We start from the raw sequence: 20,630 nt of genomic DNA, 5'->3' as shown, positions 1-20,630 counted from the left end.
CCCTCACTTGTAGACGTAGAAGCCACGGCCGCTCTTTCGGCCGAGCTCGCCTCGTCGGACCTTTTCGAGAAGAAGCTCACCGGGACGGCACCGCTCGTCTCCGGTCCGGGCGTACAACGCCTCCAGGGCGTCGACGAGGTTGTCGATGCCGATCAGGTCCGCGGTGCGCAGCGGGCCCGTCGGATGACCGAGACAGCCCTGCATCAGGGTGTCCACCTCTTCGACGGTGGCGGTGCCGGCGCTGACCACCTGCGCGGCGTCGTTGATCATCGGATGCAGGAGACGGCTCGTCACGAAACCGGGCGCGTCACGCACCACCACCGCGCGCCTGCCGATCCGGGTCAGCAGCGACAGCACCGACTCGACGGTCTTGTCCGCGGTCCGCGGGCCGCGGATCACCTCGACCATCGAGATCAGGTACGCGGGGTTCATGAAGTGTGTTCCGATGAGGTCTTCCGGACGTTGCACCCACGACGCCATTTCGTCGATGGGGATGCCGGAAGTGTTGGAGATCAAAGGGGTTCCGGGCTTGACCGACGCCGAGACGCCGGAGAGCACTTCCGCCTTCTTCTCGGGCAGCTCGGTGACCGCCTCGATGACCACCGCCGCGTCCGCGACGTCGCTCAGCGAAAGGGTCGTGCGCAACTTCGCCGGGGTGCGCCCGGGCGGGAGCGCACCCGTCAGCTGCGCGTGCCGCAGCCCGGTGGCGGACGCCGCGGCGGCGCGGTCCAGCACGCCCTCGTCGACGTCCACCAGCACGACAGGCAACCCGTGCCCGACGACGAGCGTCGAGATCCCGGTGCCCATGACACCCGCTCCTACGATGGCAACGAGCGGCTCGTCCATGACGCCTCCTCCAGACCCAGTGGTTCATAGCTGCCGGAGTCGGGCCCGATCCAGTACCGGCGCCGCTGGAACGAGTAGCCCGGCAGGGACACCCGCCGGGGTCGCGATGTGCCGCGGAAAGCGTCCCAGTCGATGTCCACAGTGGACTGCCACAGTCTGCCGACGGCGTCGAGCAGGACGGCGTGGCCGGATCGGTTCCCGTCTCCGGGTGGTAGCGACGGCAAGGCCACCAGTTTCTTCGTCGTTTCCTGCCGCGCGACGATTTCGGTCAGCGTGCTGCCCGGTCCCACTTCCAGCAGGAGCCGTCCGGGCTCGGCGGCCAGCTCCCGCAGGCCGTCGGTGAACAGGGCGGGCTCACGGAGGTGGCGGGCCCAGTGAGCGGGCTCCACGGCGTCCTCCGGGCCGATCCAGGTCCCGGTCGCGCCGGAGATGTACGGCACCTGCGGCGGTTTGCGCTCGTAGCGCGTCACCCTGGCGGTGAACTCGGCCACGTGCGCGTCGAACATCCCGTCGGTCCCGGCGCGGGAGCGGATCCCGGCGGCGGCGATCGTGACGTCGAGGGCGTCCGCCAGGTCGAGCACGCCCGCCAGACAGGCCGCCACGTACTCGCCGTCGCCCTCGCCGATCATCGCGTCGGGGCGGACTCCCCACGACTGCCACAGCCGGGCGAGGGACCACTGCAGGCTGAAGGCCGCGGCCGCCACGCCACGCGGGTCGTCCCGCCCTGCCGCCGGACCGTCCTCGGTGGACGGAAGGAGCAGGCCGCGCAGGTCGTAGCCGAGCAGTGGCCTTGCCAGGGCGGCACAACGGTCGACTTCCTCGGCGAAGACCGGTTCGCCGCGGTAGATCGCCGAGGCGGCGTCCGGCCGGTGCGAGGCGCTGCCCGGGAACATGAAGACCACCTGGCGGGCGTTCACGTCGTCGACCGCGTCCGCGGCTCCGTGCTCCGCCAGCGCCCGGAGCGCGGCGATCGCCTCGTCCCGGTCGCGGACCACCAGATGACGGCGGCGCCGGAACTCGCGCCTGCCGACCTGCAGGGTGTAGGCGACGTCGGCGAGGTCGAGGTCGTCCTGCCGCTCCAAGCGGCCGGCGAGGGCGCTCGCCGCGTCCGACAGGGCTTTCCCGGTCCGCGCGGACAGGACGAGCAACCGTTCGTCGCGGGTGTCCGGAGTGGCGGCTCGCGGTGCCGGAGCCTCCTGGAGCACCACGTGCGCGTTGGTGCCGCCGACGCCGAAGGCGCTGACACCGGCCCGTCGCGGCGTCGCGCCACGGGTCCAGGGACGGGCGGTGGTCGGCACGTAGAACGGGGTGCGTTCCAGCAGCAGTGCCGGGTTGGGCGCGTCGAAGTTGATGCTCGGCGGGATCTCTTCGTGTTCGAGCGCCAGCACCGCCCTGGCGAACCCCGCCGCGCCCGCGGCGGCGTCCAGGTGACCGATGTTGGCCTTCGCCGAACCGATCGCGCAGTACCCGCGCTCACGGGTGTTGAAGGCCTTGGTGAGCCCGGCGACCTCGAGCGGGTCGCCGAGCGGGGTGCCCGTGCCGTGCGCTTCGAGGTAGCCGATGGTCTCCGACGGCACCCCGGCCACCGCCTGCGCGGTGGCGATCACCTCGGCCTGTGCCTGCGAGCTCGGCGCGCTGAACCCGAACTTCGCCGAACCGTCGTTGTTCACCGCGGTACCGACGATCAGCGCGCGGATGTGGTCGGAGTCCGCGAGCGCGTCGCTCAACCTGCGGAGTGCCACGACCGTGACGCCGTAGCCGGGTACCGTCCCGCTCGATGCGGCGTCGAACGGACGGCAATGGCCGTCACGCGCGAAGATGCCGCCCGCGACCACCGGATAGCCGCCGATCAAGGGGATGGGCAGCGCCACCCCGCCCGCCAGCGCCATGTCGCACTCGTGCCCCAGCAACGCCTGGCAGGCGAGGTGGATGGCGACGAGCGAGGTGGAACACGCCGACTGCACACTCATCGCGGGGCCACGGAGGTCGCACAGGTACGCCGCCCTGGTCGCGAGGAAGTCCTTGTCGTTGTACGGACGTGCGGAGAAGGCCGCCATCGACCCCCGGAACCGCGCGTTCGCCAAGAGGTTCAGCGGCAGGTACTTGTTGGCGAAGCAACCGGCGTAGACACCCACGGCGCCGTCGAACCGCGACGGGTCGTGCCCGGTGTCCTCCAGCGCGTGCCAGGCGCATTCGGCGAAAAGCCGCTGCTGCGGGTCGCTGATCTCCGCCTGTTCCGCGCTGTACCCGAAGAACTCCGCGTCGAAGTGGTCGGCGTTCTCGATGACCCCGGCGGCGGGCACGTAGTCGGGGTGCGCCACCATTTCCGCCGGCCACCCGGCTTCGGTCAGCTGCTCGGTGCTGAACCTGCTGATCGACTCGACTCCGTCCCGCTGATTGCGCCAGAACTGCTCGATGGTGTCGGCGCCGGGCAGCCGCCCGGCGAGCCCGACGACCGCGATCGGTTCCGTCCCGTCTTCCATTTCGGTACTCACACCCCCGCCTTCCCTGTACGCCGTCTGGCGGCCTGTCCGGCGGCACGGCGGGCGGATCCCCGCGCGGCACCCGCGCCGACCGCCTCGTCGGGCCCGTCCGACGGCTTGCGGTCGATCGCCTCCGCGAGTGCCCGTGCCGACGGATACCGGAACATGTCCACCAGCGAGAGCTCGTTGTCCCGGTGTTCGAGCAGCCGGGCCCTGGCCACCACCACGAGCAGCGAGTTCCCGCCGAGTTCGAAGAAGCTGTCGTCCACGCCCACCCGGTCCACGCCGAGCACGTCCCGCCACACGTCGGTGACCAGCCGTTCGGTCTCGTTCGTCGGCGGCGCGTACTCCGTCGTGGCCTCGGGCCGCACGTCCGACAGGTCGGGCAGCGCCCGGCGGTCGACCTTCTTGTTCGGGGTCAACGGCACCGTGTCGATCGCGTGGAACGCGCTGGGCACCATGTAGCCGGGCAACCGCGTGGCGAGGAAGGCGCGCAGCTCGACGGTGTTCGTCGGCCTGCCCGCCGCCGGCACGTAGTAGCCGATGATCCGTTGTTCCGCGCCGGTGCCCCGGATGACGGCGACCGCCGACCGGACCCCCGCGTGGTCGGCGAGCGCGGTCTCGATCTCGCCGAGTTCGATCCGGTGACCGTGCAGCTTCACCTGATCGTCGATGCGGCCGAGGAATTCGAGTCCGCCGTCCGGCCGCCAGCGGGCCAGATCGCCCGTCCGGTAGACCCGCGCGCCAGGCCCGCCGTCGAACGGGTCGGGCTGGAAGCGTTCGGCGGTCACCTCGGTGCGGTCGAGGTAACCCCGGACCACGCCGTCCCCGCCGAGCAGCAGCTCTCCGGGGACGCCCGTCGGGCACAGGCGCGTGTCGCGGTCGACCACGTAGGCCCGGACGTTCGCCAGCGGCCGCCCGATGGACACCGGGCCGGCGTCGGCCGGGATCTGTGACGTCGTCGCCCAGACCGCGGCCTCGGTCGGCCCGTACATGTTGTGGACCGTGCCTCCGACGGCGTCGGCGAGGTCGCGGGCCAGATCGGCGGGAAGCGCCTCGCCGCCCACCAGCAACCGGCTGAGCCGGGGGAGTTCGGCACGCGCGTCCTGATCCGCCAGCAGTGCGCGGGCCAGGGACGGCGTGCACTGCAGATGCGTCACCGCGTGCTCGCGCAGCTGGTCGGCGATCGGCTCCTCGGCCTTCGCCAGCGCGGCATCGCGGCGTTCGTCGCTGATCTCCCGGACGGTCGTCAGATGGGTCAGCGCGTCGAGCGCCGCGTTTTCGTCGACGCCGAAGTCGATCAGGCAGGCGACCTCGTCGACGCCGGCGGCCTTCATCCGGTCCACCATGTCGGCGCAGACCTGCGGGGTGCCGAGCAGGCTGGCGGTGGCGAAGAACCGATCGAAGGCCCTGTCGACCAGCTCCCGCAATTCCTCGGTGGACAACGCCTTGAAGTCCGCGGCGCTGCCGGTGGTCGCGCCGAGCGACGCGATCAGGTCGAAGGAGGTCTCCAGGTACCGGCTCATCGGCTCCCGCACCAGCTCCCGCACCTCGTCGAGGTCCTGCCCGACGAACGTGTGGACCATGACCGCCACATGGCCGTCCCCGGGTCCGTGCCCGGCTTCGCGCCAGCTCTTGCGGTACAGCGCGATCTTCTCGGCCAGCTCCTCCAGGTTGTGCCCGAGGAGATGGGTGAGGACCCCGGTGCCCGCCTCGCCCGCCATCCGGAAGGTCTCCGGATGCTTGGCACTGGTCAGCCACACGGGCAGCTCGGGCTGGACGGGCCGGGGGAACACGCCGACCTCGACCTCGGCGCCGACACCGTTGAGCCGCGTCACCTTCTCGCCGCTCCACAGCTGCCGGACCTGGGCGAGCCCGTCCATCATCAGCTGCTTGCGTTTCTCGAACCGGTCCGGCGCGAGCGCGAAGTCGTTGGCGTGCCAGCCGGACGCGAGGGAGATGCCTGCCCGGCCCGCCGAGAGGTTGTCCACGACGGACCATTCCTCCGCCACCCGCAACGGGTCGTGCAGCGGCAGCACCACGCTGCCCGCGCGCACCTGGACCCGTTCGGTGATCGCGGCGACGGCCGCCGCCATCACCGACGGGTTCGGGTACAGCCCGCCGAACCGGTGGAAGTGGCGTTCGGGCGTCCACACGGCGGTGAAACCGTTGCGGTCGGCGAACTTCGCGCCTTCGAGCAGCAGCCGGTAGCGGTCTTCGGAGCTGGCTTCGGAGTCGCTGCCGAAGTAGAGCAGGCTGAAATCGATGTCGCGGGAGCGAGCTTCGGCCACCTCGGCCGATTCCGCGGCGGCCGCGGCCGACGGCAGGGGAGGCTCGCCGCGCAGCACGATCCGGTGGCCGTGCGTCAGCGCCCACAGCAACTCGACCACGGAGATGTCGAAGGACACGCTCGTCACCGCGAGCCAGGTGCTCGGCTCGTCGGCACCGAAGACGTCGTCCATCCCGGCGAAGAGGTTGACCACGTTCCGATGGGTGACCATGACCCCCTTCGGCCGCCCGGTGGACCCGGACGTGTAGATCACGTACGCCAGGTTGTCGGGGGTGGCCGCCGGTGCCGAAGTGCCGAGCGGGTCTTCCGGCGCCTCGGTCAGGTCGGGAACCACGACCTGGGTGGCGCCGAGGCGCCCGGCGGCCGCGGCCGACCGGGAGTCCGCCACGATCAGCCGCACGCCGGCGTCGCCGACCATGAACGCCAGCCGATCGCGCGGATAGCCGGGATCCAGCGGGAGATACGCCGCGCCCGCCTTGAGGATCCCCAGCAGGGTGACCATCAGCAGCGAGGTGCGGCCGAGGTGGACGCCGACCGGTTCGTCCGGTGCCACGCCGAGTCGGCGCAGCCGCCGGGCGAACCGGTCGGCGAGCCGGTCGAGTTCGCGATAGGTCAGGGTGGCGTCGGAGGCGACGACGGCGACCGCGTCGGGTGTCGCGGCCACGCGTTCCGCCAGCAGCTGGTGCACCAGGAGGTCGGGGATTCCTGCCTGGGCACCGGCCTGCCAGCCTGACAGGGTGGCGAGCTCGGCCGACGGCAGCACCGTCAACTCGTCGACGGGCCGGTCCGGGGTGTTCGCGGCGGCCGTCACGACTTCGACGTAGCGCTCGGCGATGCGCTCGGCGGTCGTGGCCTCGAACAGGTCCGTGCTGTACTCCAGCCTGCCGGTCACGCCGGCCGGGGTCCGCGCGAGACTCAGCGTGAGGTCGAAGCGAGCCGTGCCGGTGTCGCCCAGCACCGGCCGCACCTGGCAGCCGTCCAGGCGCAGCCCCGCCCCTTCGTCTTCGTACCGGTAACTGAACAGCACCTGGAACAACGGGTTCTGGGCGAGGTCACGGTCGGGGTGCAGCTCCTCGACGAGCTTCTCGAACGGCAGGTCCTGGTGGGCCAGCGCCCCCTTGACCTCCGTCCACAGCCGCTGGATCAGCTCACGGAACGTCGGGCCGGAGCCGAGGTCGCAGCGGAGCACCAGGGTGTTGGTGAAGAACCCGATGAGCCCGGCCAGTTCGGGCCGTTCCCGCCCGGAGACCGGGGTGCCGACCACGACTTCGTCCTCGCCGACGTGCGCCCGCAGCAGGACCGCGAACGCGGCGAGCAGGATGCTGAAGAGCGTGACACCTTCCGTCCTGCCCAGCTCCTCGAGCCGCCGGACCGAGGCAGGCGGCAGCTCGAACGAGATCGCGTTGCCGCGATAGCTCTGCACCGGCGGGCGGGCGTGGTCGGTGGGCAGATGCCGCGTGGGCATGCCGTCCAGCCTGTCCGTCCAGTACGACAGCAACCTGTCGAGCTCGGGCCCGGCCAACGTGCTTTGCTGCCACTCGGCGAAGTCTGCGTACTGCATGGGCAGCTCGGGCTCTTGCCCCGTCCGGCCGTTCAGGGCGGCCCGGTACTGGACTTCGAGCTCCCTGCCGAGCATCCCGACCGACGCGGCGTCACAGGCGAGGTGGTGCACGGTGAGCAGCAGCCGGTGCTGCTGCTCACCCAGGCGCAGCAGGCGGGCCCGGATGGCCCGGCCCGCCACCAGATCGAACGGCGCGCCCGCTTCCTCGTCCGCGAGCCGCGCCACCTCACGCGCCGTCCGGCCGGGTGCGGTCAGGTCGACGACGGGGATGGACACGGTGGCGGGCGGCAGGACCACCTGATGTGGTGTCCCGGCGGTCGAGCGGAAGGCGGTCCGCAGGATCTCGTGGCGCCGCACGACTTCGGTCAGCGCCTGTTCGAGTGCCGGGTGGTTCAGCCTGCCGGTGATGTCGTAGCCGAGAGGGACGTTGTAGACCGCGCTGCCCGGCTGCAGCTGATCGAGGAACCACAGTCGCCGTTGCGCGTACGACAGCGGAGACGAACTGTCCTCTTCGGACTTCCGCCGCAGCAGTTCGGCCAGCAACGCCCGCCGGTCCTCTGCCTCCGATTCGCCGGCCCCGCTCACGGCCGCACCTCGGTTTCCCCCGCGTCGCGCAGGAGCGACTCGACTTTCTCGTCACTGAGCTGATCGAGCCCGGTCAGCAGTGCGGCCGTGCGGCGGGCCCGCGGCTTGATCGGGCCCGCTCCCGGTCCTGTCGTCGCGACGGTCACGGCGTCCGCCAGGCTCGCGACAGTGGGCTGCTGGAGGAAGGTCGCCATCGGCACCGCGACACCGAAGGCCTCGTTCACCTGAGCCACCAGCCGGGCCGCGAGCAAGGAATGGCCGCCGACGCGGAAGAAGTCGTCCACCCGCCCCACCGGGCGGTCGTGGAGCAACGCCGACGCGAGCCGTGCGACCCGCTCTTCCGTCTCCGTCCGCGGCACCTGCTCCGCCTCGGGTACGACAGGGGTGCTCGGCGCCAGCGCGGCCAGCGTGTCCTGGTCCACCTTGCCGTGTTCGGTGAGCGGCAAGGAGGAAAGCACCACGACCTCGTCCGGCACCATGTAGACGGGCAGCCGATCGCGCAGGAACGCCAGCAGCTTCTCGTCGGGGCCGGTTTCGCTCCAGCCGTCGCCACAGGCGTACGCCACGAGCGAGACCTCGGCACCCGCCGCGGGCGCGCGGGCGATGACCACGGCTTCCCGCACGTCCGGATGCTCCCTGAGGGTGGCCGCCACCTCTCCGGGTTCGATCCGGAAGCCCCGGATCTTCACCTGCTCGTCCGCGCGGCCGAGGAATTCCAGCTGCCCGTCGGGACGCCAGCGGACCAGGTCACCGGTGCGGTACAGGCGGGCGCCGGGGTCGTTCGCGAACGGGTCGACGGGGAAACTCTTCGCGGTGAGCTCCGAGCGGTTCACGTAGCCGCGGGCCACCGCCGTCCCGCCGAGGTACAACTCGCCACGGACACCGGTGGGCACACGCTGCCCTTCGGCGTCCAGCACGTGGGTGTCGATCCCGCTGATCGGCCTGCCGATCGACGGGCGTCGTCCCGCCGGGTCCGGCGCCACCAGGCCCGCCGTCGCCACGACCGTGTTCTCCGTCGGCCCGTAATGGTTGAACAACCGGAACGGCAACCCCTCGGGAGGCGCCGACGGCAGCGCGTCGCCGCCGGTCAGCAGCGCCCGCAACGCGGTTTCGGCGGGCCACGGCTCGTCCAGGACGGCCGCGGCGATGGGGGTCGGCAGGAAGGCCGAGGTGATCCCCTCGTCGCTGAGCCAGCGCACCAGTTCCGTTGGCGCGGAACGGAAATCCGGCGGGACGACACACAGGGTGGCGCCCGCCGCGAGGGTGGGCCAGATCTCCCACGTCGACGCGTCGAACCCGGGGCTCGCGAACAGCGTGGTCCGGTCGGCCGGGCTCAGCTCGTATTCGGCGATGTGCCAGGCGACCAGGTTCGCCAGTCCCCGGTGGGACAGGGCGACTCCCTTGGGCCTGCCTGTCGATCCCGACGTGTAGATGAGGTACGCCAACCGTTCCGGGGTGACCGGGTCACCGGGGTCGACCTGCCCGTCCCGGACGAGGGCACCCAGGTCGAACACGCGGAAGTCGCTGGTCGGGGTCGGCAGCCGGAGCCGCATTTCCGGCGTGGCAAGGACTTTCCGCACGCCCGCGTCCTGCAGCATGAAGCTGATCCGCTCGGCCGGGTAGCCCGGATCGACGGGCAGATAGCACCCGCCCGCCAAGAGCACCGCCAGCTCGCCGACGACCAGCTCGACGGACCGGTCGGCGCACACCGCCACCGGTTCCTCGGCGGTGATGCCCGCCTCCTGGAGCTTGTCGGCCAGCCCGCCGGCCCGCCGCCACAGGTCGCCGTAGGTGAGCTGCCCGTTCGGCCAGCTGACCGCGACGGCGTCCGGCCGGCTCCGTGCCTGCCGCTCGATCAGCTCCGTCACCGGCTCGGTGCCCGCCGTCGCGGGACCGTGGGTCCAGCGTTCGAGCTGGTCCGCTTCCTCGGCGGGGAGCAGGCGCAGCGCGCCCACCCGCGTGTCCGGGGCGGACACCGCGTCGGCGAGCAGGGTCAGGTAGTGCGTGATCATCCGCGTCATGGTGGCTTCGTCGAACAGGTCCGACGAGTGCTCCCAGATCATCGTGAGGTCGTCGTCCTCGGCACTGGACGCACGGCCGATGCGCTGTTCGGCGCGCGGGATCACGATCACGTTGAGATCGGATTTGGCCGTGAGGTTCGAGCGTTCGGTGACCCGGCCGGTCAGCCCGCCGAAGTCGATGTCCGGCACCGCGGAGTCGTGGAAGCTGAACATGACCTGGAACAGCGGGGTGCGCGAGGTGTCGCGGACCGGGTCGATCGCGTCGATCACCGCGTCGACCGGGGTGTCCGACCAGGCCAATGTCTCGGCGACGGTCTGCCGCACCTGTTCGAGCAGCTCGCTGAACCGCTGGTCGCCCGACACGTTCGTGCGCAGGACCAGCGTGTTGACGAGCATGCCGAGCAACGGCTCCAGCTCGGGCACGTTCCGGTTGGCCGCGCCGGTCCCGACGAGCATGTCCCGCTGCCCGGTGTAGCGGTACACCAACGCCGCGAAGCCCGCGTACATCGTGGAGAACAGCGAAACCCGGTTCTCGCGGCTGAAGGCTCGCAGGGCCCGTGCCAGCTCGGACGGGATCCGGATCCGCGGCGCCCGGCCGCGGAAGGTCATCACCGCCGGCCGTGGCCGGTCTGCGGGCAGTTCCAGGGTGTCCGGGGCGCCTGCCAGCCGTTCGGTCCAGTGATCGACGTGCGCACGCAGTACGTCGCCGCGCATGAAGTCCCGCTGCCAATAGGCGTAGTCCGCGTACTGGATGCCCAGTTCGGGCAGCGGCGAGGGCTTCCCGGCGGCGAAGGCCGGATAGAGGGCGCGCATTTCGGACAGGAACACCGAGAGCGACCATCCATCGTGGACGAAGTGATGCTCCACGTGCAGGAAGGTGTTCTGGTCGTTCTCGTGCCGCAGCAGTACCCAGCGGGCCAGCGGCGGGTTGGCGAGGTCGAACGGCTGACGCAGCTCCGCCGCGACGACCGTGTCGGCCTCCGCTGCCGGGACGTCGAGCACCTTCAGCGGTGCCTTGACCCCGTCCACCGGTCGCTGGTGCCCGACCCCGTCGATCGGGACGAAGGCTGTCCGCAGGACCTCGTGCCGCCGGACGATCTCGTCCAGCGTCGCGCGCAGGGCGTCGACGTCCACCTTGCCCTGCAACGAAACCGTGGCCTGGAAGTTGTAGGCCAGGTTGCCGGGCGAGAGCTGTTCGAAGAACCAGATCCGTTCCTGCGGCAGGGAAAGCGGGATCGGCCGGTCCCGTTCGACCCGGCGCAGCGGCGGCGCGATCGGCGCGATCGCCGCGGAGGCGGGTCCGTCACCCTCGGCCGCGGCACGCTCGTCGACGATCGCCGCGAGGCTCGCCACGGTCCGGGCGGTGAACAGCTCGGCCACGCTCACCGCGGCGTTCAGGTCGTTCGCGAGCGGGACCGCGAGCCGTCCGACGAGCAACGAGTTCCCGCCCAGCGCGAAGAAGTCGTCGTGCAGGCCGACCTCGGTGATGCCGAGCAACCCGGCCACGATCTCGGCCACCGCCACCTGTGTCGGGGTGCGCGGCGCCACGGCGACGTCGGCCAGGCCCGCCGCCGCCCGGTCGGGCGCGGGGAGGGCGGCGCGGTCGACCTTGCCGTTGGGGGTCAGCGGCAACGTGGGCAACGAGACGATCGCCGACGGCACCATGTAGGCGGGCAGCCGGATCCCGACGAACTCGACAAGCTCGGCAGGCGCGACCTCGGAAACCACGTAGGCGACCAGACGCGCGTCCGGGCGACCCGAGTGCTCGACGGCCACGAAGGCGTCCCGGACGCCGGGGTGCTGCTTGAGGACCGTGGCGATCTCGCCGGGTTCGATCCGGAACCCGCGGATCTTGGCCTGGTCGTCGTACCGGCCGATGTACTCGAAAACACCGTCCTGGCGACGGCGGACCTTGTCGCCGGTCCGGTACATCCGTTGCCCGGGAACGTTGATGTCCGGCACGAACGCCGCCGCCGTGCCGACCGGGTCGCCCAGGTATCCGCGCGCGACACACTCGCCCGCCAGGCACAGCTCGCCCGCTTCACCGTCGGGAACCGGGTCGAGCCCGTCGAGCACATAGCAGCGCACGCCGTCGACCGGTACGCCGATCGGCGGCGGCACGGGGCCGTCCGGCAGCACCTCGCAGGCCGTCACCTTCACCGTGGTTTCGGTGGGCCCGTAGAGGTTGATCACGGGGAACGACAGCCCGTCCGGCACCCCGCGCTGCATCGCCGAGCCGCCGGTGTGCAGGAACCGGAGGACCGTGTGCGCCGGCCACTGCTCGTCGAGGATGGCTTCGGCGAGCGGTGTGGGCAGGAAGGTCACGGTGATCTGCTGGTCTGCCAGCCAGGTGGCGAGCGCGGGTGGCGAAGTGCGCACGTCGGCGGGCGGGATCACCAGGGTGGCGCCGGCGGTCAGGGTGAACCAGATGTCCTGGACGGACACGTCGAATCCGGGACTGGCCAGCAGGGTCGACCGGTCGTCCGGCCGGGTCCCGTAGGTCTTGTGGTGCCAGCGCATCAGGTTGGCCAGGCTCGCGTGGGTCACCGCGACACCCTTGGGCCGCCCGGTGGAACCCGACGTGTAGATCACGTACGCCAGCGCGGCGCCGTTCACCCGGGGCGGTTCCGGAATGGCCGCGTCAGCCGGTTCCTCGGTCAGATCGACCAGCAGGACGTCTTCGCCGAGCGGTGCACCGGCGGACACCAGCGACGCGGTGGTGAGGACCGCGGCGGCGCCGGAAAGCTCCAGCAGCTGACTGATCCGCGCGGCGGGATGGGCGGGGTCCAGCGGCAGATACGCCGCGCCGGCCAGCAGGACGGCCAGCTCGGCGACCACCAGCTCCGCCGACCGGTTGGCGTAGACGGCCACGACGCTGTCCTGGCCCACCCCCCGCTCGACGAGCTTGCTCGCCAGACCGGACGCGTGCGCGGCGAGGTGCCGATAGGTCAGCCTCAGGTCGCCGTCCTGCACCGCGATCGCGTCCGGTGCTTCGGCCACCCTGGCGTGGAATTCGTTGAGCACCATCGCGCGCGTTATCCTTCGCTGTGAGAGTGAGCGGCCGAACCGGTCTGTTCCACCGCGCGACGCAGGCTCAGCGGGCGCATGTCCGTCCAGACCTCACCGATGTGGGCCAGGCATTCCGTCTTGGAACCGCTGACGCCGTCGCCGCGCCAGCCCGGAGGCAGGTCGCGTTCGGTGGGCCAGATCGAGTACTGCTCCTCGTCGTTGAGCACGACCACATAGGACTGGGCGTCTCCGTCCACGGGTTCCTCCGGTTCGGCGGGATACGGGTTGACCTGCTGCGGCCGTCATGACCGGCGTCGGGGCCGTGGGGATGACGGGCACGGCGAGCGCTGCGGGAGGTCGCGAAGACAAAAGGTGCGTCGTGAGCCTCACGACCGAGGACCGACGAGCGCCGGCCGGGTGCGGACCCCGAGCCCATGGCTGTCGGAGAACTACCATCCCCCATGCGTTCCACCACGACAGCATGGGCCGCGCCGGTGCGCGGCAATAGAGTATGGCGATTACTCTAGTGCTCCCGGATTTTTCGAACTTCGACGTGGATCTCGAGTCTCGGACGCCGGTGTGAGGTCAAGCGGTCGGTTCGGGTCACTGACCTGTCCGTGAACGCGGCTCCGTGTCTTTCGGGAATGGGCTCGAATCGGCGAAAGTGTTACCCAGGGTAAGAGGTGTGGGGAAATAAGGACGTTCGATGTCCCTATTTCCCCACAGCGGCCGGAAAGAATTCGGTACTTATGCCCTCTGCGGCTCCACCGACTCGGTGCCGTCGGTGATGTGGTGCGGTGCGGCGACACGGTTGATCTTCACCGGGTCCAGTGCGCCGGACGGCCGGGCCCGCTTCGAACAGGTCCTCCAGGTAGTGCTCCCAGCCGCCGGGCGACGAGATCTGGAGGACCCGGGGCGGCTCGGAGAGGCGGCGCAGGGCGTGCGGAGCCCCGTGGGGCAGCAGGACGAACGTGCCCTTGGCCGCGACGTGGGTCTCGTCGTCGAACTCGATGCCGAGTTCGCCGTCGAGGACGTAGACGCACTCGTCGGCCTCGTGGTGCACGTGCCGCGGGATGTCCACGGCGACCGTGACCTCGAGCAGCGAAAACCTGACATCGGTGTCTTCGGTCGTCGCCTTGACGCTGAACGCGGGCGGCAGCGGCACGCGGCCGGTGTCGGCCCCGCGACCGCGGCCATCGACGCGGCCCGCGGGCGGCCCGGGCTTCTCCGCCCGGACTACACCGTGTCCGACGGGGGCCGCTTCCTCGAACTGGATTCGGAGAAGGTCGAGCAAGGCCGACGGGGGTGCCACGTCGAGAACGTCCTAGGCGTCACTGATCGAGTCGCCCGGAAACGGCGCGCATGGCGCGTCCGACCGCCTGGAGGTCTTCCGGTTCGATCACGTCGACGAAGTGTTCGCGGACAGTGCGGAGGTTGTCCGGCGCCGCGCGAAGCAGGGTCTCGTGTCCCTGATCGGTGAGCCGGGCGCGCACGCCACGGCCGTCGTCGGCGGTCGATTCCCGCTGGACCAGGCCGCGGGCTTCCAGTCCGTTGATGCGGTGCGAGAGCCGGCTACGTGAGTAGTACGCCGATTCCGCGAGGTCGGCCATACGCATCGATCGACCGTCCGCTTCGGACAGTCGTACCAGGAGTTCGTACTCCGCCAGGGAAAGCCCGTGCTGCTCGCGCAGCCGCCGGTCGAGCAGGTCGACGAACCGGACGGATCCTTCGATGAACGCACGCCAGTCGCGCTGCTGGTTCGCGTCGAGCCAGTTGGTCACGCCGCCACCCTAACAGTTGACGCCTTCAACCACTTCGGTCTAGCTTTGATTGAAGACTTCAACTAGATGGGGGCGCGATGGCGAACGAAGCCTGGGTGATTCAGGAGAAGGACGCGGAGGTCATCGAAAAGCCCGCGTTGTGGTTGCTCGCCGACGGCGGGCACACGGGCGGTTTCCTCGGGGCGAACCGTCTTTCCTTGCGTGCCGGGGAACCTGGCACGAAACCGCACTATCACGAGAAGTCCGCGGAGGCGTTCTACGTGCTCGACGGGGCGCTGCGGATGCTGGTGGGCGTCGAAACGGTCAGGGTCGAACGGGGCGGTTACGTGGTGATCCCGCCGGGAGTCCACCACGCGTTCGCCGCGCCGCCGGACACCGCCGCGGACGTGCTCATCACGCTGGCGCCGGGGGTCGAACGGTTCGGGTACTTCCGGGTCTTGCCGGGGATCCTGCGCGGGGAGGTCCCGCCGGAGGAGGTCGAGCGGGTGCACGAACGGTATGACGTCCACTTCGTCGATGTGCCGGAGTGGGAGGAGCGCGGGGACGGGACCGGGGCTGGGGTGACGCGTGGGTTGGGGTGGTCGTGAGTGGTAAGTGTCGTTAGAACGACACTTACCACTCACGACCACGGTGAGGGGCGCTGTCTGGAGGTGGCTCGTCCGTGAAGGCCTCCTTTCCTACCCTGACGGTAGTGGAGGGGGGCTTCACGGCGTCCGGTATCGCCACTTCTGGGGCTGGTCGCGGTGAAGGGCTTCTTCCTTGCGTCTGGCGTGAGGAGGGGGTGTCGTTGGGGCGGAACGGTCTTTGCCTCTTTGCCGCTGACCTGGGTGAGAGTGATCCCAGTGGGCGCCCGGATCGACGGTGAAGGAATTGGGACGGTGAGTGTCCTAATTCCTTCATCGTCGCGAGGTCACCCTTGGTCAACGGAAGATTGGGGACGGTGAGTGTCCCGGATCTTCCGTTGATCAAGGTCGCGCCGAGGCGAAGCAGGGTGTTGCCGACGAAGGATTCGGAACTTTCTTCATCAACGAGGCCGAGCGTGGAGGATTCGGGACGTTGAACGTCCCGAATCCTCCACGCTCGACCGCCCGGCACACCAATGGGTAAGCAAATGCCGGTCCGTTATTGAGAGGTAAGGCAAAGGTGTCGGGTGGTCGCTGGTCTGCGTGTCAGCTTCGCGACACCGGCATGGCAGCGGGGACACGACACATTCGCCTTATCCCTCAAGAGAACCGCCCTAGCCACTCACGAGACCGCGAGAGTCACCGGCGAAAAGGCGCGCTCACTTGACTTCGTGGATCTCCGGGTAGAGGACGGTGCGTCTGGTCGCGCCTCGTTCGCACATGGATTCCAGCGCGTAGACGACGCTTTCGGCGATTTGATGGGAATCCTGGACCACGGTGGCCCGAAGCGGGCTCTCTCCGGTGTCGATCAGGGCCCGTGCCTCGGTGGTTCCGTCCACGCCGATGACCACGGTGTCCGGCGTGACCGGTGAGGTCGTCGCCCGAAGCGCGTCGACAGCCCCCAGAGCCATCTCGTCATTGGTGCAGAAAATGGCGTCCAGGCGTCCCGCATTCGCGGCCAGTACGTGAATGTGGGATTGCACGGCGTCGTGAGCGCGAGGACGATTGAAGGCGCAGCTGTCGTCGAGGGTGATCGAAACGTCGGTCAATTCCGTTCGAAGAACGGTCGTGCACTGGTTCTGCCGGGCCGGATGCTGCCGGCTTGCCACGATCAGCACGTGTGGCCGCTGTGTTCCGTGCCGCCGGAAGTGCGCGACCAGCCAGCGGCCCGCGAGCTTTCCGAGATCGGAACTGAGATATCCGACGAAGGTGGTGTTGGCGGGGTAGTCGCTTTCGTCGTCGAAAGGTTCGATGTCGGTGAAAACCACCGGCAAGGCCAACGCGGCGCAGAATTCGGTCAGATCCGGTCGCAGCCGGTGTACTTCGGTCGCGACGATGATCCCGCCGAGGTAATGGTGGCGCGCGGCCAGGATTCTGCGGAGGTGGTGTGCCTGCGCCGCGGCGTCGTAATCCCGGTCGGGCACCTTCAGCACCAGGTCGATGCCGCCGCGGTCCAGCACGACGTGCATACGCTGCACGAAACCGGCGACCCAGTATTTCTGGCTGAAAGCCGAGGTCACCAGGAACGCCTGACGGGGCCGTTTGATCCGCGGCGCCCGACGCGGCAGAAAGGGGATCACCGCTAGTGAGCCCACCGCCAGAACGGTCCACGCGGGCAGTTTCGCGATCAGCACATCGCTGCGGATCGCCGCGAGGATCCCGGCGAGCACCAATCCGCCGGTGACCGAGGTCAGGACGGTGAACCGCACCGGAGTGCGATCGCGGTCCAGCATTTTCACGGTGACGACCTCCCGGACGGACGGGACCACGAGGAGCCGGCGTGCTCCCACGGGCAGCGATTATGGGGCCGATCGGCAGCCGGGTGCCATAGCCCGCTCGAACCAAATGCCGGAGGGCCGGCCGGGGACCCGAAAACCGGGTGAGTGACAAGTCGGAAAAGTTCCGACAATGAGTGATCGGGTAATTCCGGGGCTCGGGATCGGGCCGGGTAGTGTCCTGTTCGAAGAATCTGATGTTTTGGGGGATGTTCTGTCATGAACAAGTTCGTTCGGGCCGTGGCGCTTTCGCTGTCGGTGATGGCCGTCTGCTGTTCCTGCGCGGCAGGCGAAGGGACCGTGGTCCCCGTGGCGTCCCCGAGTCCGGAGGCGGTCCCTTCTGCGACTTGGGCTCCGGCGATGTCGCCTGAGGTCGTTTCGGCGGCCTGCGCTTTCCTTGGTGTCGAAGAGCTTCAAAAGGCGCTGCGAGCGAAAGCCGCCTATCGATCGGCGGAACAGGAAGTCGTGCGCGGGCAGAAGAGTGTCAACTACGCGTGTGACTTCAGCCGCGCCGATGACGGTTCCTACATCGGCGGTCTCATGGTGACCGTCGCGCCCGGGAACACGACGCCGGAGGCTTTGCTCGGCGTCGCCGAGGATCAGTGCCTGGGCGAGGGGCAGGCGCAGCCCTTGCCGGACGCCGGGGACGTGGCGATGTGGTGCCGGAACACGGATCTCGACACGCTGGTGACGACCGTCAAACGGAGCCGGGGTGAAGTCCGGATCGCTTATTTGACGCTGGCGGGCGCGCCGATCAGCGCCAACATCCCCGGATACGGCGAGCTGGCGAGAATCCTCGGCGGCAGGCTCTAAGCGCTGAGATCGGGCATGTCCCTGAGCTGACGGCGTGAGGTGATGCCGAGTTTGCGGAAGATGTTGCGGAGGTGGGCGTCCACCGTGCGGGGGCTGACGAACAGGCGCGTGGCCACCTCCTTCGACGTCGCGCCCGACGCGACCTGTCGCGCGATGTGCGTCTCCTGCATGGTCAGGTGGTCGTAGGAGTGTTCGGAGCGGCTGCGCGCCACCTCTCCGGTCGCGCGCAGTTCGTCGGCGGCCCGGCGGGTGAACGCTTCCAGGCCGATCTTCGACAGCTGCTCGTGCGCGGTGCGCAGGTGTTCGCGCGCGTCGCGGCGGCGGCCCGCCCGGCGTAGCCATTCCCCGTACCGCAGGTGCGCCCGTGCGAGGTGCACCGCGAGCGGGCCGCTCGCCAGGTGCCGGAGCGCCTCCAGATGGTCTTCTTCCGCGTCGCTGACCATCGCCCGCGCGCCCGCCAGCACCCCGAGCGCGAAGCCGGTTCCGGCGGGTTCCGTGCGCTCGGCCAGGGATTTCAACGCCGACAGGGCGACGGCGTGCTCCCCGCACCGGACAGCGGCTTCCACCAGTTCGGGCAGCGCGACGCCGGTGAGGAACAGGTCGCCGCTCGCCACGGCCCGCGTCGCCGCGTCCAGTGCGGCCGGATACTCGGCGAGGCCGTTGTACAGCACGGCCGTCGCCCAGTGGATGTTCGCGGTCAGCTGATCGTTGCCGCGATCCGTCGCCTCGGCGGACAGGTCGAGCACCTCTTGACGGCGGCCGCGCATCGCCGCCAGGTGCACTCTCGAGTAGAGCTGCGGCGGATCGCCGAGGGCATCGGCGATCGCCTCCTCTTCGGCGATCGCGGCCATCGCCCGCCCGAAGTGCCCCGTGAGCACAGCGTGCATCGCCACCTGTGAAAGGCCGAGCCGGATGGTCATCGGGGCTCCGGTGTCCCGTCCGGTCCGCACCAGCCAGCCGACGATCGTCGCGTGCAGGTCGATGTCCCACAGCTCGCCCGCGAGCACGGTGGCCAGGGCCGGTGTCCGGGTCCAGCCCGCGTCGTCGCCGGTGAGCACGCGGCGAAGCGACGGCACCCCGGCTTGGTGCCCCTCGGTGGTCAACCGGACCAGCGCGTCGAGGAGATCCGGCGTCCGTGACGTCGCCGGCGCTGAGCGGGCCGCGTCGAGAACCCTGTCCAGCACGCCCGCCGCCCTGCCGACGACGAGCCCCATCTCCAGCGCCGCGACGAAGCACTCGCGCGACCGTTCCGGATCGACGTCGGCGAGGCGCCGCGCGGCCCCCAGGATGAGTTCCGGCCCCCGGACGGCCCCGTCCGCGCCTTGGACGAAGGCGATCCGCCCGCGCAGCAGGTCGACGGAGGCGTGCTGGGGAACGGCCAGTTTCTCGGTGTCGATGCTGGCCAGCAGGTCCGCCGCCGCGTCGGTTCCGCCCGCTTCGAGTGTCGTCCGCGCGGCCGCGAGCGTGCGTTCGACCTGCTTGCCGGGGTCGAGGGACAGCGCCGCCGCGCGTTCGAGGAAAGCGGCAGCGGCCGCGACGCCCCCACGGGCCTGCGCGCGGGACGCCGACAGTTCCAGCTCCGCCGCGACCTGTTCGTCCGGGCCGGTGGTGGCTTGAGCCCGGTGCCAGGCCCGCCTGTCCCCGGCGGAGTCCGGATCGGTGGCCTCGGCCAGCGCCCGATGCGCCGCGTGACGCTGTTCCGGCTCGGCCGCGCGGTACGCGGCCGAGCGCGCCAGCGGATGGCAGAAGCTCGCACGCGTGCCGAACAGGATCAGCCCGGACGCCTCGGCGGCGGTGCTCGCGGCGGGCACGTCGAGGTCCAACAGCCGTGCGGCCGCCCACAGCAGGCCGGGGTCGCCGGTGGGATCGGCGCTCGCGAGGATCAGCAGCCGCCGGGCGTCCCGGGGCAGTTCCGCCATCCTGGCCCGGAAACTCCGTTCGATCCGGCTCGCGATCGGCGACGGCGCCGGCAGCGCGAAGCCACCCGCTTTCGGCAGTTCGATCAGGGCCAGCGGGTTCCCTCGTGCCTCGGCGAGCAGGCGATCACGCACCCGTTCGTCCAGCGTCACGGTCTTCTCCTCGGCCAGCAGGGCGCGTGCGTGCGCGTCGCTCAGGCCACCGACCGTCAGCCCGGGCAGCTCGTCCAGCCCGCGGATCGGGTCCTGGTCGCGGGCGGCGAACACCATCGCGATCGGCTCGGCCGCGATCCGCCGCGCCAGGAAGGTCAACGCCCTCGCCGAGGCGGTGTCCAGCCAGTGCGCGTCGTCGACCACGCACAGCAGCGGACGTTTCGCCGCGGCCGTCGCCAGCAGTTCGAGCGCGGCGAGGCCGACGCGGAAGGGGTCCGGCGCTCCGTCGGCCAGCCCGAAAGCGACGAGGAGCGAGTCGCGGTAGGGCGCCGACAGCGTGTCGAGGTGCGCCAGCGCCGGAACGCACAGCTGGTGCAGTGCCGCGAACGGCAGCTCACCCTCGAACTCCGACCCGGACGCGCGGATGAGCTGGAAACCCTCCGGCGCCGCGTGTGCGACGTGGTCCAGCAGCGAGCTCTTGCCGATGCCCGGCTCGCCGCGGAGGACGAGCACACCACCTTCGCCGCGGCCCGCCGCGCGGGCCAGGGCGAGGAGACGATCGCTTTCGTCGCGCCTGCCGACGAGCGAACGGGAGGACGTCGTGGGCATGCTCTGAACCTTAGCGAGGCGATGCAGACGAGCGCCGCCGACGCGGAACGCGGGCGGCAGACGGACCGGAAGAACCCGCCCCTGCCGGGTTCTGCCGGTCCTTCCTCATGGTCGCGGGCTACTCCGACCGGTGGAATGAGGCCAAGGACGCCAACTAGGCAGGGA

The 20,630-nt window shown here is 70.2% G+C and carries 11 protein-coding genes and 2 pseudogenes; 2 read left to right on the top strand and 11 right to left on the bottom strand.

Annotated features, from left to right (window positions below; genetic code table 11):
* Window positions 1-3 precede the first annotated feature (3 nt).
* From ACFOSH_RS22235 to ACFOSH_RS22205, 9 genes and pseudogenes are all read right to left on the bottom strand, one after another.
* A complete protein-coding gene (locus tag ACFOSH_RS22235) occupies window positions 4-807 on the bottom strand; it encodes a 3-hydroxyacyl-CoA dehydrogenase family protein (RefSeq protein WP_378240959.1) in 804 nt (267 codons plus the stop codon).
* Between the two features lie 11 nt (window positions 808-818).
* The gene (locus tag ACFOSH_RS22230) at window positions 819-3,341 is read right to left on the bottom strand and encodes a type I polyketide synthase (protein WP_378240958.1); all 2,523 of its coding nucleotides are present in this window, start codon (window positions 3,339-3,341) and stop codon (window positions 819-821) included.
* Window positions 3,338-5,719: a MupA/Atu3671 family FMN-dependent luciferase-like monooxygenase gene (locus ACFOSH_RS45140; protein WP_449224190.1), complete on the bottom strand. Its 2,382-nt coding sequence runs from the start codon at window positions 5,717-5,719 to the stop codon at window positions 3,338-3,340. Before ACFOSH_RS45140 ends, ACFOSH_RS22230 begins: the two co-directional genes overlap by 4 nt.
* Window positions 5,705-6,283 (bottom strand): annotated as a pseudogene (locus ACFOSH_RS45135) (AMP-binding protein); the annotation flags it as partial. The pseudogene ACFOSH_RS45135 and the gene ACFOSH_RS45140, both read right to left, overlap by 15 nt.
* 81 nt (window positions 6,284-6,364) lie before the next feature.
* Window positions 6,365-7,765: pseudogene (locus ACFOSH_RS45130) on the bottom strand (condensation domain-containing protein); the annotation flags it as partial.
* Window positions 7,762-12,813, bottom strand: a complete 5,052-nt coding sequence (locus tag ACFOSH_RS22220; protein WP_378240956.1) for an amino acid adenylation domain-containing protein — start codon at window positions 12,811-12,813, stop codon at window positions 7,762-7,764. The pseudogene ACFOSH_RS45130 and the gene ACFOSH_RS22220, both read right to left, overlap by 4 nt.
* 8 nt (window positions 12,814-12,821) lie before the next feature.
* On the bottom strand, window positions 12,822-13,052 hold the full coding sequence (locus tag ACFOSH_RS22215; protein WP_378240955.1) for an MbtH family protein: 231 nt from the start codon (window positions 13,050-13,052) through the stop codon (window positions 12,822-12,824).
* 455 nt (window positions 13,053-13,507) lie between these two features.
* Complete coding sequence (locus ACFOSH_RS22210; protein ID WP_378240954.1) at window positions 13,508-14,107, bottom strand: cupin domain-containing protein; 600 nt, start codon at window positions 14,105-14,107, stop codon at window positions 13,508-13,510.
* A gap of 19 nt (window positions 14,108-14,126) precedes the next feature.
* Complete coding sequence (locus tag ACFOSH_RS22205; protein ID WP_378240953.1) at window positions 14,127-14,576, bottom strand: MarR family winged helix-turn-helix transcriptional regulator; 450 nt, start codon at window positions 14,574-14,576, stop codon at window positions 14,127-14,129.
* A gap of 77 nt (window positions 14,577-14,653) precedes the next feature.
* On the opposite strand from ACFOSH_RS22205, the gene ACFOSH_RS22200 reads away from it, so the two are divergent.
* Window positions 14,654-15,163 (top strand): cupin domain-containing protein, encoded by a 510-nt coding sequence (locus ACFOSH_RS22200; protein WP_378240952.1) that lies wholly within the window; start codon window positions 14,654-14,656, stop codon window positions 15,161-15,163.
* 695 nt (window positions 15,164-15,858) lie between these two features.
* On the opposite strand, the gene ACFOSH_RS22195 is transcribed toward ACFOSH_RS22200, so the two are convergent.
* Entirely contained in the window at window positions 15,859-16,989 is a 1,131-nt protein-coding gene (locus tag ACFOSH_RS22195) for a sugar ABC transporter substrate-binding protein (protein WP_378240951.1), read from the bottom strand.
* A gap of 204 nt (window positions 16,990-17,193) precedes the next feature.
* On the opposite strand from ACFOSH_RS22195, the gene ACFOSH_RS22190 reads away from it, so the two are divergent.
* Entirely contained in the window at window positions 17,194-17,787 is a 594-nt protein-coding gene (locus ACFOSH_RS22190) for a hypothetical protein (RefSeq protein WP_378240950.1), read from the top strand.
* On the opposite strand, the gene ACFOSH_RS22185 is transcribed toward ACFOSH_RS22190, so the two are convergent.
* Window positions 17,784-20,465, bottom strand: coding sequence for an AAA family ATPase (locus tag ACFOSH_RS22185; protein ID WP_378240949.1), 2,682 nt, complete (start codon window positions 20,463-20,465; stop codon window positions 17,784-17,786). The genes ACFOSH_RS22190 and ACFOSH_RS22185 overlap by 4 nt on opposite strands.
* Window positions 20,466-20,630 lie beyond the last annotated feature (165 nt).

It is taken from the genome of Amycolatopsis speibonae, assembly GCF_042647925.1.
Lineage (GTDB): Bacteria > Actinomycetota > Actinomycetes > Mycobacteriales > Pseudonocardiaceae > Amycolatopsis > Amycolatopsis speibonae.
The sequence above is the reverse complement of the archived record's forward strand: the minus strand, read 5'-3'. Positions and strand labels throughout refer to the sequence as shown.